The organism is Thainema salinarum CENA647, assembly GCF_057732415.1.
Map to the genome: position 1 here is coordinate 4,949,254 of NZ_JBYJZJ010000022.1, position 13,509 is coordinate 4,962,762.

Annotated in this window: 11 protein-coding genes; 8 read left to right on the forward strand and 3 right to left on the reverse strand. The window is 51.4% G+C overall.

The window, feature by feature from the left end; all coding sequences use genetic code 11:
- Positions 1 to 20 precede the first annotated feature (20 nt).
- Positions 21 to 1,529 carry a UbiD family decarboxylase gene (locus AC286M_RS28465; RefSeq protein ID WP_488207593.1) on the forward strand — a complete coding sequence of 503 codons (1,509 nt, stop codon included), beginning with the start codon at positions 21 to 23 and terminating at the stop codon, positions 1,527 to 1,529.
- Positions 1,530 to 1,578: 49 nt separating this feature from the next.
- Here the strand turns inward: AC286M_RS28465 and AC286M_RS28470 are convergent, their stop codons facing one another.
- Entirely contained in the window at positions 1,579 to 2,559 is a 981-nt protein-coding gene (locus tag AC286M_RS28470) for a hypothetical protein (protein WP_488207594.1), read from the reverse strand.
- Positions 2,560 to 2,903: 344 nt separating this feature from the next.
- On the opposite strand from AC286M_RS28470, the gene rplI reads away from it, so the two are divergent.
- Positions 2,904 to 3,362, forward strand: coding sequence for a 50S ribosomal protein L9 (gene rplI / locus AC286M_RS28475; protein WP_488207595.1), 459 nt, complete (start codon positions 2,904 to 2,906; stop codon positions 3,360 to 3,362).
- An 85-nt stretch (positions 3,363 to 3,447) separates the two neighbouring features.
- Here the strand turns inward: rplI and AC286M_RS28480 are convergent, their stop codons facing one another.
- Together AC286M_RS28480 and AC286M_RS28485 are read right to left on the reverse strand one after the other, a co-directional pair.
- Entirely contained in the window at positions 3,448 to 4,962 is a 1,515-nt protein-coding gene (locus AC286M_RS28480) for a B12-binding domain-containing radical SAM protein (RefSeq protein ID WP_488208871.1), read from the reverse strand.
- Positions 4,963 to 5,419: 457 nt separating this feature from the next.
- Complete coding sequence (locus AC286M_RS28485; RefSeq protein ID WP_488207596.1) at positions 5,420 to 5,845, reverse strand: hypothetical protein; 426 nt, start codon at positions 5,843 to 5,845, stop codon at positions 5,420 to 5,422.
- 217 nt (positions 5,846 to 6,062) lie between these two features.
- Between AC286M_RS28485 and AC286M_RS28490 the strand changes: the two genes are divergently transcribed.
- The 6 genes from AC286M_RS28490 to AC286M_RS28515 all read left to right on the forward strand — a co-directional run bounded on the left by AC286M_RS28490 (position 6,063) and on the right by AC286M_RS28515 (position 13,406).
- Positions 6,063 to 7,235, forward strand: coding sequence for an ABC transporter ATP-binding protein (locus AC286M_RS28490; protein ID WP_488207597.1), 1,173 nt, complete (start codon positions 6,063 to 6,065; stop codon positions 7,233 to 7,235).
- A gap of 121 nt (positions 7,236 to 7,356) precedes the next feature.
- Complete coding sequence (locus tag AC286M_RS28495) at positions 7,357 to 8,157, forward strand: ABC transporter permease (RefSeq protein ID WP_488207598.1); 801 nt, start codon at positions 7,357 to 7,359, stop codon at positions 8,155 to 8,157.
- 16 nt (positions 8,158 to 8,173) lie between these two features.
- Positions 8,174 to 10,159: a Gldg family protein gene (locus AC286M_RS28500; protein ID WP_488207599.1), complete on the forward strand. Its 1,986-nt coding sequence runs from the start codon at positions 8,174 to 8,176 to the stop codon at positions 10,157 to 10,159.
- Positions 10,160 to 10,162: 3 nt separating this feature from the next.
- Positions 10,163 to 10,852 (forward strand): DUF4340 domain-containing protein, encoded by a 690-nt coding sequence (locus AC286M_RS28505; protein WP_488207600.1) that lies wholly within the window; start codon positions 10,163 to 10,165, stop codon positions 10,850 to 10,852.
- Positions 10,853 to 11,022: 170 nt separating this feature from the next.
- Positions 11,023 to 12,657 carry an alpha-D-glucose phosphate-specific phosphoglucomutase gene (locus AC286M_RS28510; protein ID WP_488207601.1) on the forward strand — a complete coding sequence of 545 codons (1,635 nt, stop codon included), beginning with the start codon at positions 11,023 to 11,025 and terminating at the stop codon, positions 12,655 to 12,657.
- A gap of 194 nt (positions 12,658 to 12,851) precedes the next feature.
- Positions 12,852 to 13,406 (forward strand): REP-associated tyrosine transposase, encoded by a 555-nt coding sequence (locus tag AC286M_RS28515; protein WP_488207602.1) that lies wholly within the window; start codon positions 12,852 to 12,854, stop codon positions 13,404 to 13,406.
- Positions 13,407 to 13,509 lie beyond the last annotated feature (103 nt).

Genomic DNA, 13,509 nt, shown 5'->3' on the forward strand with positions numbered 1-13,509 from the left:
CTTTACAGTTCTTCATTAACATGGCACGAGACTTACGGGGATTCATCAAACAGCTCGAACAACGGGGCCAACTCTGCCGCATCACCGCCCTCGTTGATCCCGACCTAGAAATCGCCGAAATTTCCAACCGGATGTTGCAGTGCGGTGGGCCAGCCCTCCTGTTTGAAAACGTCAAAGGCTCCCCCTATCCCGTCCTCGTCAACTCCCTCGGCACCGTGCAGCGCGTCTGCTGGGCCATGAACATGGAGCAGCCCGAAGAACTGGAAGATCTGGGCCGCAAGCTGGGAATGCTGCAACAGCCCAAGCCCCCCAAAAAGATTTCCCAAGCCATCGAATTCGGCAAAGTGCTCTTCGATGTCGTCCGCGCCAAACCCGGTCGTGACCTGCTGCCTCCTTGCCATCAAGTGGTGCTGAAAGACGATCAGGTCGATCTGGATCAAATCCCAATGATTCGCCCCTACCCCGAAGATGCAGGCAAAATCGTTACCCTGGGGCTGGTGATCACCAAAGACTGCGAAACGGGTACGCCCAACGTTGGCGTTTATCGGCTTCAGCTCCAGTCAAAAACCACCATGTCCGTTCACTGGCTGTCGGTGCGGGGCGGAGCACGTCACCTACGCAAAGCCGCTGAGCAAGGTAAGAAGCTAGAAGTTGCGATCGCACTTGGCGTTGATCCCCTCATCATCATGGCCGCTGCCACGCCAATCCCGGTCGATCTCTCCGAGTGGCTATTTGCCGGACTCTATGGTAAATCCGGCGTCAACTTGACCAAGTGCAAAACTGTTGATCTGGAAGTTCCCGCCGATTCTGAATTTGTCCTGGAAGGCACCATTACCCCCGGTGAAGAAGTGCCCGATGGCCCCTTTGGCGACCACATGGGCTACTACGGCGGCGTCGAAGATTCGCCGCTGATCCACTTCCACTGCGTCACCCACCGCAAAGATCCGATCTACCTCACCACCTTCAGCGGTCGCCCCCCCAAAGAAGAAGCAATGATTGCGATCGCACTTAATCGGATCTACACCCCGATTTTGCGGCAGCAGGTGCCCGAAATCACCGACTTCTTCCTACCTATGGAAGCCCTCAGCTACAAGGCCGCCATTATCTCAATTGACAAAGCCTATCCGGGACAAGCCCGCCGCGCCGCAATGGCCTTTTGGACAGCGCTGCCTCAGTTCACCTACACAAAATTTGTGATCGTGGTGGACAAAGACATCAACATTCGCGATCCGCGCCAGGTAGTTTGGGCGCTCACCTCCAAGGTCGATCCAGAACGCGATGTGTTCATCCTGCCTAATACGCCCTTTGACACGCTGGATTTTGCCAATGAAAAACTGGGTCTCGGTAGCCGCATGGGCATCGACGCGACGACTAAAATCGGGCCAGAGACCGATCACGAATGGGGTAAACCGCTGGAATCCGACCCCAAAGTGGCTGAAATGGTCAGTCGGCGCTGGGCTGAATATGGTCTAGCAGATATCGAGTTGTCAGAAGTTGACCCCAATCTATTCGGCTACGACATCAAATAATCCGGTAGCTGCCCTTCGTTTTAGTATTCAGTTGCTAGACTGCGACTCGCTAGAAAGGTAGCTCATCATCTTCACTTATCAACTTTTCAGGCATTGCTCCTTGTGGAAGTGGTAGGTCCGTGACGATATACAGATTCAGAATATCGTCTCTGTCCATGAACAGGATCTGGCTTCGTTTTGAGGCATCAAGCTTATTACCAAGCCAGTTCCGTGCAGCTTTAGTGATTTCTCCACCAGCAACAATGAAGGCGTGATCTACAAGAACTCGTTTTCCAATTTCCGGATCAAAAATTTCATGCCCCAACATCATCATGAGTTGGTTGTGAATTTCAGCTACATTTGCATTACTTGATTTGGTAGCGCCTGAAGAATCAAGCTTGCCTTTTTTTGCTTGGATGCCGAAGTAGAGAACGTGTTGTGTTGGAAGAACATATTTCATCCACACATCCTTACCGTACTCAAGCGCTTTATCTTTGTGACCCGCCGCCGTAATCCGGTGATAGCCTAATTGTCGGAATAAGGGTAGCAAGATTTCTTCAATTAGCTCATCTTCAGAACATTCATCCAAGTAATCAATAAGTTGCCCTCTTTTCTCGATCTCCTTCGGTGTGAACGGTCGGTGAGGATTAGGAGCCGCTGATATTGTCTTTGTCCCTATATGACGTATATACAGAAGATCATCCTCCCCGTAAAAGGCTTCGTAACCCTCTCGCGTCAGAGGTTTATTCAATGCTTCAAGCGCAAGTGAACGATCTGGGTCGTCTTCCTCCGCATCGGATTTATGCATCAACACTCGCAATACATGCACAAAGTGTTCTGGCAAGGCGTTAGCAGCCGGTTGTGGCTCTTGCAATAACTCTGAGAGCCTTTCCGCAGTCCATCGCCAGCGAGTTGAACCATCATGAACAAAGTCCAAGTCGCATTCTTCAAAAAACTGATCGATATTACTACTAGAGCGATATGGGAAATATTGGGTGTCGCCTACTACTATTTCGGCTATCGCACGCAAGTTTCTGTTCGTGAATTTCATTTTTAAAGACGTTGTTCAGAATACGCTATGTCTGCTGAAGTTACCCTCAATCTAGGCGTGTGCAACATAGCTTATCTATTTAAGTCCAAATCTGATGGATAAGACTCTTGTAGTCCGCAGTTATACGTCAAATTTGCAGCAGAAAATTCGACTTTTCACGAATTACACAGGATTTTTCTGCATAACTCCCCATTGCAAAGTGCTATCTGTCAAAAAGGCTGGATGGCGTCCTCATAGCCAAACCAGCAAAAATATGGGGTTGCACAGATGGTTGGCAGTTCGATATGATGTTAAATCTGGTTGCTGCTGACAGAATAATTACCAGTTGAATAACGGAATTTATCATGGCGAAACGTGTGCAAGTCGTCCTCAACAAGGACGTTCGGAAACTTGGGAATGAAGGAGATCTAGTTGAGGTTGCGCCCGGTTATGCTCGCAACTACCTAGTTCCACAGGGATTTGCGTTGCGGGTCACTCCTGGCATTTTGCGGCAGGTTGAAATCCGTCGCGAGCAAGAGCGGCAGCGGATTATCGAAGAGAAGAAGCAGGCAGAAGCCCGCAAGACCGCGCTGGAAACCATTGGTCGCTTCACTATCGAGAAGCAGGCTGGTGAAGGCGATTCTATCTTCGGTACGGTGACCAACCAAGACGTTGCCGATGCAATTCAGGCTGCTACCAATCAGGAAGTCGATCGCCGCAACATTACGGTACCCGACATCAGCAAGACCGGCTTCTACAAAGCTGAAGTCAAGCTGCACCCTGAAGTAACCGCTGAAGTTGAACTACAGATTGTACCCTCCTAGTATTAGGTTGGTTAAGCAACTAAAAAGGGGAGCGTATCTCGGATACGCTCCCCTTTTTAGTTTTAAGCTGAAGTTTTAAGCTTGTTTAGGCTGCGGAACTCTGTTTGATTTCGGCTTCTTGACGAGTTTGAGCCTCTGCCACTTCGCGCTCCAGGAAGAGGGCTAACTGCTTCTCTAAGTTGTCGCAGACGATTTGGCGATACTCCAAGAAGTGTTCATTCAGAGCACAAATCGACAGGTAGTGATCCCAAACGCGAGGATTATGTCGTAAAATTCCGACCAGGTTACGCCAGAATTGCCAACGAGTATTACGCTTCACACCCTGCCGCCAACACACAACGAGTAATGCCCGCACGGCTGCCCAGCTTGGTTTGCGGAGCGGCGATTCATGGGATGGCGTGCCGAGTTTCAAGAAATGACGGTAGGTGCGGTTGAGATAAGCCATCGGGTCGTAGAGTCGCCAGAAGGCGTCAATATACTCCCGTGTGATATCTTCAATCGGACGAGTCGGCACAAAGTTCATCAGCGTTGTCTGGTTGATGTTGCCATTTCCCCGGAGGCGATTTTCGCGCTCTAACCGATGCCAAAGGGCCGTATCGGGCAGCGCTTGCAACATGCTGAAAAACGCGGTGGGAATTGCCGTTTTTTCGACAAACTGAACAATGCGATCGCCCGCGCCTTTTTTCTCGCCGTCAAAGCCGATGATAAAGCCAGCCATCACCCGCAGGCCAGATTGGATAATCTTGTCTACCGAATCAGACAGCGGATCGCGAGTATTTTGAAACTTTTTGGTGACGGTCAGACTGCCTTCGTCGGGAGTTTCAATTCCCAGGAAAACCGCATTGAAATTGCAGTCCACCATCATCTGCATCAGTTCTTCATCGTTGGCCAAGTCAACCGAGGCTTCAGTATTGAAGTGGAACGGATAGTCGTGTTGCGCCATCCAAACTTTCAGTTCCTTCAGCAGCAGCTTTACGTTGCGCTTGTTGCCGATGAAGTTATCATCCACCATAAAAATGCTGCGCCGCCAGCCGAGTTCGTAGAGATATTCGAGTTCCTTGATTAACTGAGCTGGAGTTTTGGTGCGGGGTTTCCGTCCGTACAAAACGATGATGTCGCAGAATTCGCACTGGAACGGACAGCCGCGTGAAAACTGGATAGACATATTGTCGTAGGCATCCAGTTGTAAGAGGTCGTAGCGAGGAACGGGGGTTTCAGTCACGTCGGGCTTTGCGCCATTGGAACGAAACGTGCCGCTGGTTGCCCCTTGCTGAACCGCCTCCACGAACATCGGTAGCGTAATTTCCCCTTCATCCAGAATCAGAAAATCGGCTTCAGCGGCTTCATGGGGCAGGGCGGTTGCGTAAGGGCCACCCACTGCGACTCGTTTGCCTCTGGCCTTTGCGGCTCGAATTTGGGCCAGAAAATCCTCTTTCTGCACGATCATGGCAGAGAGAATGGCAATATCAGCCCATTCCCATTCTGCTTCTGTGACGTCGCGAATATTGCGATCGACCAGTTGAAATTCCCATTCTTGTGGCAGAATCGATGCTACGGTAATAAGTCCGAGTGGTGGTAGTAGAACTTTGCGATCGACCAGTTCTAGCGCTTTCTCAAATGACCAGAAACTGGGGGAAACTTCGGATAAACAAGAAGAGCTCGCATTAACACCTCACTTCCTACACAACCTAACGTTTGATGATTCTTTAGCCCACGCTTGTAAAAATTACGGCCTGTGAATACTTACGTTATCCATCAAGCGACGGACACATTGATAGCTTTACTGATTGTTATCTGTTTCTTATCTATCTATTCTTTTTGCCCAATCCTGTAAGGCTAGAGCTTGGCTCTATTCCTATTTAGTTATTCACTCTGCTGACATTAACTCTCACCCTAATGGATGTTAGTGGTATTTGCATAGGTGGGGTTTGGACAGTATGCCAATTGTTGGTGGGGGGAGAAGAGGGTGTAGAGAAAGCCGAGAAATTCAAGAGGTGGATGGGTTCGTGTTGTGGGGTCTTAAAGATCTAGGATTGGTTTAAGTCAAGGGATGGCAGTCAGGCAAGTCCTTGGTCGCTGAGGCGGCGCAGGAGGGCTTGGATATGAACTGAGCGGCTAGACAGCATAGCGAGGCCGTCTTCGAGCTTGACGTAGATTTTGCCGGAGAACAATTGGCGAATGGTAGGGCGACGGTAGACCAGCCAGTCGTCCAATTCGCGATCGCAACTGTAGCCCATTTCCTCCAAAATGCTGTCCAGCTCCCGCTGAAAGGTTTTGCGGTTTTTGAACGGCATTGAGATGGTGACAGAACGGTTGAAATAGGCTCCCAGGGTGCCACCGACGAGGCCAATAATGGGATTGATACTTAAGGGAACTCCAAACTCCTGAGCCAGTCCAAACTGAAGGGATAGAATCGTCATGATCAGCGTGGTCGTGGCGAAATAGTAGAGAAAAGTTGCGATCGCACCTGGCCCCATAGTCATCAGCGTTCAGTCTCACAGTTACAGTTACAATCTATTGCTACTCAATCTTAGGCGTTGCTCAATCTGGGTATGAATTGTGATGTGGGGGCGATGCCCCCACATCACAATTTATAAATCATTAATCCTTAAGCTCAAGCAGCATTGGCACGTATCATGCCTTAAAACTCTCACCGAAAACGTTCAGATGTAATATCCTTTACATTCTGCTGTCATCTGTTTGTCACAGACAACTGTTACCTTACAGCCCATGATTGAAGTTGAACATCTCAGCAAAACCTACGGCTCTACGGTTGCCATTGAAGACGTGACGTTTCGGGTAGAACCGGGCGAAATCTTGGGCTTCCTGGGGCCAAACGGCGCGGGCAAAACCACTACCATGCGTATTCTGACGGGTTATCTACCCGCCAATCAGGGGACGGCACGAATTGCCGAGTATGATGTCCATGCCGATTCGATGGCCGTGCGGCAGCGAATTGGCTATTTGCCGGAGTCGCCGCCGCTGTACCTGGATATGACGGTGGAGAGCTTTCTCAACTTTGTGGCGCGCATCAAAGGCGTCGTCGCGGGCGATCGGCCCCAGCGGGTAGCCTGGGCGATGGAGCGCTGTAATATCCTCGACAAGCGGGACGTGCTGATTCGCAAGCTGTCAAAGGGCTATCGGCAGCGGGTGGGAATTGCCCAAGCGATTGTGCATGATCCGCCCGCAATTATCCTGGACGAGCCAACGGTGGGACTCGATCCGCGTCAGGTGGCAGAGGTGCGGAGCCTGATTAAAAGTTTGGCGGGCGATCACACGATTATTCTATCGACCCACATTCTGCCGGAAGTCAGCATGACCTGCGATCGCGTTGCCATTATCAACCGAGGTCGCATTGTGGCAACGGGTTCACCCGATAGCCTGATGGAGCAGCTATCGGGGCAGTTGAGCTACGTGATGGAAGTTGCAGGAGAAGCTGCGATCGCACAACAGGCTCTAGCAGCCATGCCCCAGGTACAGGCGGTTGAAGTTCAACCGGACAGCAGTTTGGCTGAGGGACATTTGCGGCTAAATATCACCGCTGAACCGGGAGATGATCCGGGCCGGGAGATTGCGGCGGCACTGGTTGGTGCAGGCATTGGCCTGTACGAGATGAAGCGGATTCGGGCCAGCCTAGAAGACGTGTTTATCAATCTGACGACGCAGGAAAAGGCAGCGCATGAAGATAATCCCGATGATGACGTAGCGGAAAAGCATGCTGATGAAGCTGATAACTTTGAGGCAATTCCTGACCCCATAGCCCAACCTGATGGCACCACCGAAACCACAGTGGTTGATGAACCTGTAGCCGAACCACAGATTTCAGAAATTGATCCGGTTGATGCGAATGACGCTCATCCAGATAAAAAGTAGGGTGCGTTAGGCAAAGCCGTAACGCACCGCTCTATTGATGTGCTTTGATTCGCTGATCTGGTGTGTTAAGCGTTGCTAACGCACCCACAAGAAAAAGACGCGCCCACTAAACCATTGCCCTATGATTCGCATTATTGTTGCCAATATCATCGCCATCTACCAGCGCGAACTCCAGAGCTACTTTGCATCACCCTTGGCCTATGTGATTGCAGGCGTGTTCTGGCTGCTGAGTGGCTTGTTCCTGACGGCCATTCTGTTTGGCCCAGAGGGGCTGATTGCCCAAGTCGCCACGCTGGATCAATATGGGCAAGCGCCATCGGTGGATCTAGCCTATGAGTTTATTAAGGGCTTCTTAGGTATTCTTAGTTCCCTAGCGCTGTTTATTCTGCCGATTCTCTCAATGGGGCTGTATGCCGAAGAACGCAAGCGCGGCACGTTGGAACTACTGGCAACATCACCACTGACGAACTGGTCGGTTGCCATAGGCAAGCTGCTGGGCGTACTGACCTTCTTTATTACGCTGTTGATACCTGTCATGATCTGTGAAGGGATTGTGCTGAGCGGCTCAGAGCCGCCCGTGTCAGCTCAGGTGTTTATCCTGGCCCATGTCGGCTTGGTCTTACTCGCAGCCTCAGTTCTGGCTCTCGGCATGTTTGTCTCGTCGTTAACCGACAGTACGGTGCTGGCGGCAATTTTGACCTTCGCGCTGATTTTGCTGCTGTGGGTGGTAGATGCGATCGCATCTTCTGTACAAGGCCCATTGGGAGAAGCGCTAAAGCACCTATCGATGCTGCAGCATTTCAATGAGCTAACGCAGGGCATTTTGGACACGGGCAGTTTGATTTTGTTTGGGTCGTACATTGCGCTCGGTATTTTCCTGACGGCGCAGTCGATTGAAGCCTTCCGATTCCAACGGTCGTAGCGGGGAGTAGATAGCTATGAAATCCATCGCAGCTTATTGGAAATATCTCCGCTACCTGATTTGGGTCGGCATCATGCTGGCGACAGCGGGATTGGTATCGGGCTTGCTATCCGGCTGGGACTCTCTGCCACTGGCGCTCCTAATCGGCGGCATTGTCCTGATCGGCATCTGGTTTTTGCTGCTGGGACAGGCGCGACCGGAATTCTGGGGACAGCGGTCAACTCAGAGCAGCACCAATGCGCTGGTTGCGACTGTGTCAGTGATCGTAATCCTGCTGTCGCTAAATGTTCTGGCCGTACGTCACGGACAGCGGTTGGATCTGACGGAAAATCAAATTTTCACCCTGGCTCCAGAAACAACCCAGACGTTACGCAATTTGGAGCAGCCCACCAAAATCTGGATTTTTGATGCGGTTCGCAATCCCACCGATCAGCAGCTTCTGGAAAGCTACGAGCGGCAAAGCGACCAGTTTAGCTACGAGTACGTAGACCCCAATGCTCAGCCGTTATTGGCACAGGAATTTGGAGTGCGATCGCTAGGCGAAGTGTATCTCGAAGCGGGCGATCAGCGGCAGCGGGTGCAGCGGCTTAGCCAAGTTGAACGGCTGACGGAACCGCGCTTAACGGCGCAAATCACACGGTTGGCTCAGGGCGAAGCGCCCACGGCTTATTTCGTGGTCGGTCACGGCGAGTATAGCGTCGATGATTTTCAGGGCGGCTTTACGCTGGTGCGCGATGGCCTGGAGCAGAAAAATATTGCGGTTGAACCGCTGAACTTGGCGGAAGGTGGTGTTCCCGATGATGCCGATGTGGTGATTGTGGCAGGGCCGCAGCAGCAGTTCTTCAAGCCAGAAATCAAAGCGCTGGAGCAATATCTCGAAAACGGTGGTGGGCTGCTGCTGATGGTTGACCCCAACACCGATCCAGGCTTAAATCCACTACTGAACGATTGGGGCGTGACGCTGGAAGATCGGCTGGTACTGGACACCTCTGGGCAAGGTCAGGCGGTGGGACTGGGGCCTGCCGCGCCGCTAATTTCCAACTACGGCGAACATCCGATTACGGAAGCGTTTCAAAATGGACGGTCGTTTTATCCCGTGGCGCGACCGATCAGTATCCAAGATCGTCCCCGCGTTACGGCGACGCCAATTCTGATTACCGATGAACAAACCCGCGCCGAAAATATCGTCGAAGGCGGCGAAATTAACGTTGACCCCACGCAAGCACCAGAAGGGCCGTTCTACATCGGCGCAGCGCTGAGCCGACCTGTGCAGTCTTTGCCAACGGCTTCAGCAAACACCAGTACAGACAGTGGTGATAATCCAGACGCTGAGACAGCGCCACCTGATGAATCCGGTAATGAAGCGACTGATGAAGCCGCTGATGCAACCGAGAGCGAGACTCCAGCAGAGGAATCTCCAGCGGCAGAGACTGCGGCAGAAACTGAGCAAGAGGTTGAACCAGAAGCGGCAACTCCTGAAGAGGCGGTCAGTGCTGAAGCTGAAAACGCTGAGACTGAAGTTGAGGCGGAAGATGCAGAAACAGCAACTCCTGAATCATCTGAAAATACTGACGCTGAAAGTGCCGAGACTGAAGTTGAGGCGGAAGAAAACCCTGAAGTATCTGAAAATGCTGAACCTGAAAATGCTGAGACTGAAGCACCTGCATCTGAAGCAGCCGAGCCGGAAGTGACTGAAACTGAAAGCCCAGAATCCGAAACGGCAGAGTCGGGAAATGAATCTCGCCTTGTCGTAATTGGCAACTCAACCTTTGCCACGGATGGTGTGTTCAATCAGCAGCTTAATGGGGATGTATTTCTCAATTCAGTTAGCTGGCTGGCTCAGGAAGATGACGCGACGCTGTCGATTCGAGCCAAAGAAGTAACGGATCGGCGGATCGTTCTCTCGACCGGCAAGCAGATTTTCTTGAGTCTACTGGCCTGGTTTATTTTGCCGCTGATTGGCTTTGCGGCGGCTGTGTTTATGTGGTGGCGGAGGCGATAACTGATGAAGCTACAGCGATCAACTTGGACACTCTTGGGTGTAGCGGTCATTCTCGGCGGTTATGTGCTGGCGACAGAACTATCGCGATCGCAATCCGATTCATCCACGCTAGCCACCACAGGCGACCAAGATTTATTCCGGTTTGAAGAAGATGATATCCAGTCCTTCACCGTGGTTACCGAGGAGCAAACCCTAGCCTTTGAGAAAGATGACGAGGGCGTGTGGCAAATGACATCCCCCGTGGCGAAACGAGCCAATGATGCCACCGTCGCCTTTTTGCTGAGCCAGTTAGCCACAGGTCGAGCCAGCAGCCCCACGGAAACAACCGCAGAACAGCTTGCTGAGTATGGCCTAGCTGATCCCTTGGCCAAAATTGACGTGAAGTTGGCAAACGATGATAGCCACACGCTCTGGCTGGGTGATGTGAACTTCAGCGGCGAATCGAGATATGCGATCGCAGATCCTAATCCGGCGCTCACGGCGACATCGGATACGGAACCAGCGGCGAATACAGAAGCAACGGTTATCCTCGTGCCCAATGTCTTTGCCTCAGCGGTAGAGCGACCGTTGGAGGAATGGCAAAATCTGGAAGTTGTACCGGAGATCGAACCACCTGCTGGGGATTCACCTGAGGACGAAACATCTGTTGATCCGGATGTAGTGCCAGATACAGAGACAACAGAGGCAAACTAAACGAGCAAACCCTTGAAAGAGCTAGCTCAAATCAGCTTGACCGAGAAAGTTGCTAGAGACAGATGCAAAAGGCTCTGGTTGATGGGATAGTGAAGGAAAGCTTGGCGATTTTGCTGAGCATATATGCTTATTTCGATATGTTGGTACTATCGACCTCAACGACTTAACCCATGAGTATTCGTACTGTTTCAACGCAGCCCTTCTCCGATCAAAAACCTGGCACATCCGGACTGCGGAAGCAGGTGCCAGTTTTCCAGAAGTCAAATTATCTTGAAAATTTTATTCAGTCGATTTTTAATGCCATAGAGGGCTATCAGGGTGGAACTCTGGTGCTCGGTGGCGACGGTCGCTACTACAACCGCAAGGCGATTCAGGTCATTCTGAAAATGGCCGCTGCCAATGGTGTTGGTCGTGTGCTGGTCGGTCAAGGTGGCATCTTGTCAACGCCCGCGGCGTCCTGCGTGATTCGTAAGAACGGAGCATTCGGCGGCATTATCCTCTCGGCTAGCCACAATCCCGGCGGCCCCGAGGGCGACTTTGGCGTGAAGTACAACACCGAAAACGGTGGCCCCGCGCCCGAAAAAGTCACCAGCGCCATTTTTGAGTGCAGCAAAACCATCGACAGCTATAAGATTCTGGACGCGAACGATGTCAATCTCGATAAGCTGGGCGATACCCAACTGGGCGACATGACGGTAACGGTGATTGACCCTGTAGCTGATTATGCCGAGCTGATGGAGTCGATTTTTGACTTTGGCAAGATTCGCCAGATGATCAGCAGCGGCAATTTCCGCATGTGCATGGATTCGCTGCATGCGGTGACTGGCCCCTATGCGAAAGCGATTATTGAAGGTAAGCTGGGCGCTCCCAAAGGCGCAGTCGTTAACGGTGAACCGCTGGAAGACTTTGGTGGTGGCCACCCTGATCCAAATTTAGTTTACGCCCATGATTTGGTAGAAATCATGTTTGGCGACAATCCGCCTGACTTTGGGGCGGCCTCCGATGGCGATGGCGATCGCAACATGATTTTAGGCTCTAAGTTCTTTGTGACACCGAGCGACAGCTTGGCGGTGATGGTGGCAAACGCCAAATATGTTCCGGCTTATCAAGGTGGACTGTCTGGTGTGGCGCGTTCGATGCCCACCAGCCAAGCTCCCGATCGCGTAGCGGCGCAGATGAACCTGGACTGCTACGAAACGCCGACGGGCTGGAAGTTCTTTGGTAACTTGTTGGATGCCGATCGGGTGACGCTGTGCGGTGAAGAAAGCTTTGGTACAGGCTCGAATCACGTGCGGGAGAAAGATGGTCTCTGGGCAGTGCTGTTCTGGCTGAATATTCTGGCGGCGCGTCAGCAGTCCGTGGAAGACATTGTCAAGGAACACTGGGCAACCTATGGCCGCAATTACTATTCGCGCCATGACTACGAAGAGGTCGAGTCTGAAGCAGCGAATAAGCTGATGGCGAATCTGCAAGAGAAGATCAAAACGCTGAAGGGCAAAGACTTCAACGGCTACAAGATTTCCTATAGCGATGACTTCAAGTACGAAGATCCCGTAGACGGCAGCGTCAGCGAAAACCAAGGGATTCGGATTGGCTTTACCAACGGCTCGCGGATTGTCTTCCGGCTGTCGGGTACGGGTACCAAGGGGGCAACTCTACGGGTTTACCTGGAAAGTTACGAGTCGGATGCGTCCCTGCATGATCAGGATGTGCAGGAAGCGCTGGCTCCGCTGATTAAATTAGCGGATGAAATTGCGGACATTAAGGCGATTACGGGCCGCAATGAACCGACAGTAATTACCTAAACCCTCATCCCCCAGCCCCTTCTCCCACAGATTAGGAGAAGGGGAGCCGGAATCTTGAACCTGCGTAGGGTGCTGTTAGTGAAGCGAAGCGAAACGTAACGCACCGATAGTGCAGCATGTTGAATATCAGTTGAATAGTAGATTGAACATTGAATGGTGCGTTTCGTGTTGCTCAACAGCACGCTACGAGAGTAATGCCTAACTATCGAAGGTCGGGAATTGCAGGTGGAACATATTTCATCACACAAGTGACCTATCAACGTCGGCCGTGGTTATGTTGTGATGTTGCCCGTCTTGCCCTTCGTAGTGCAATTCAGCAGGTACAGGAAAAACATCCTTTTACGTTGGATGCAATTGTGCTGTTGCCGGATCATTTCCACTGCTTGCTGACCTTGCCACCAGACGATCAAAAGTTGTCTACTCGCTTGCGGTTGATTAAGAGCTATGTGACTAGAAAATGCAGCACAGAGTTACGGCTTGATTTAGACCTGTCAGAATCTCGTCGAAAACGAAATGAAAGCAATTTATGGCAGCGACGGTTTTGGGAGCACTTCATTCGAGACGAAACAGATTTTGCACAGCATTGTGATTACATTCATTACAATCCAGTCCGACATAAATTGTGCCAAGTTCCATCAGATTGGCAGTTTTCGAGTCTTCATCGGTTCATATCTCAGGGCGTTTATCCATCCAATTGGGGACACGAACCAACCGAAATCACTCTCAAAGGCGACCAATATGACATCTAAACGTAGGGTGCCGTTAGTGAAGCGAAGCGAAACGTAACGCACCGATAATGCAGCATGTTGAATGTCGGTTGATTAGTAGTTGAACGTTGAATGGTGCGTTTCG

Coding starts and splice junctions, on each gene's coding strand:
- AC286M_RS28485 (WP_488207596.1), bottom strand. CDS start 5,845: ATGACTATGGGGCCAGGTGCGATCGCAACTTTTCTCTACTATTTCGCC.
- AC286M_RS28465 (WP_488207593.1), top strand. CDS start 21: ATGGCACGAGACTTACGGGGATTCATCAAACAGCTCGAACAACGGGGC.
- AC286M_RS28510 (WP_488207601.1), top strand. CDS start 11,023: ATGAGTATTCGTACTGTTTCAACGCAGCCCTTCTCCGATCAAAAACCT.
- AC286M_RS28470 (WP_488207594.1), bottom strand. CDS start 2,559: ATGAAATTCACGAACAGAAACTTGCGTGCGATAGCCGAAATAGTAGTA.
- AC286M_RS28515 (WP_488207602.1), top strand. CDS start 12,852: ATGCCTAACTATCGAAGGTCGGGAATTGCAGGTGGAACATATTTCATC.
- AC286M_RS28495 (WP_488207598.1), top strand. CDS start 7,357: ATGATTCGCATTATTGTTGCCAATATCATCGCCATCTACCAGCGCGAA.
- AC286M_RS28505 (WP_488207600.1), top strand. CDS start 10,163: ATGAAGCTACAGCGATCAACTTGGACACTCTTGGGTGTAGCGGTCATT.
- rplI (WP_488207595.1), top strand. CDS start 2,904: ATGGCGAAACGTGTGCAAGTCGTCCTCAACAAGGACGTTCGGAAACTT.
- AC286M_RS28500 (WP_488207599.1), top strand. CDS start 8,174: ATGAAATCCATCGCAGCTTATTGGAAATATCTCCGCTACCTGATTTGG.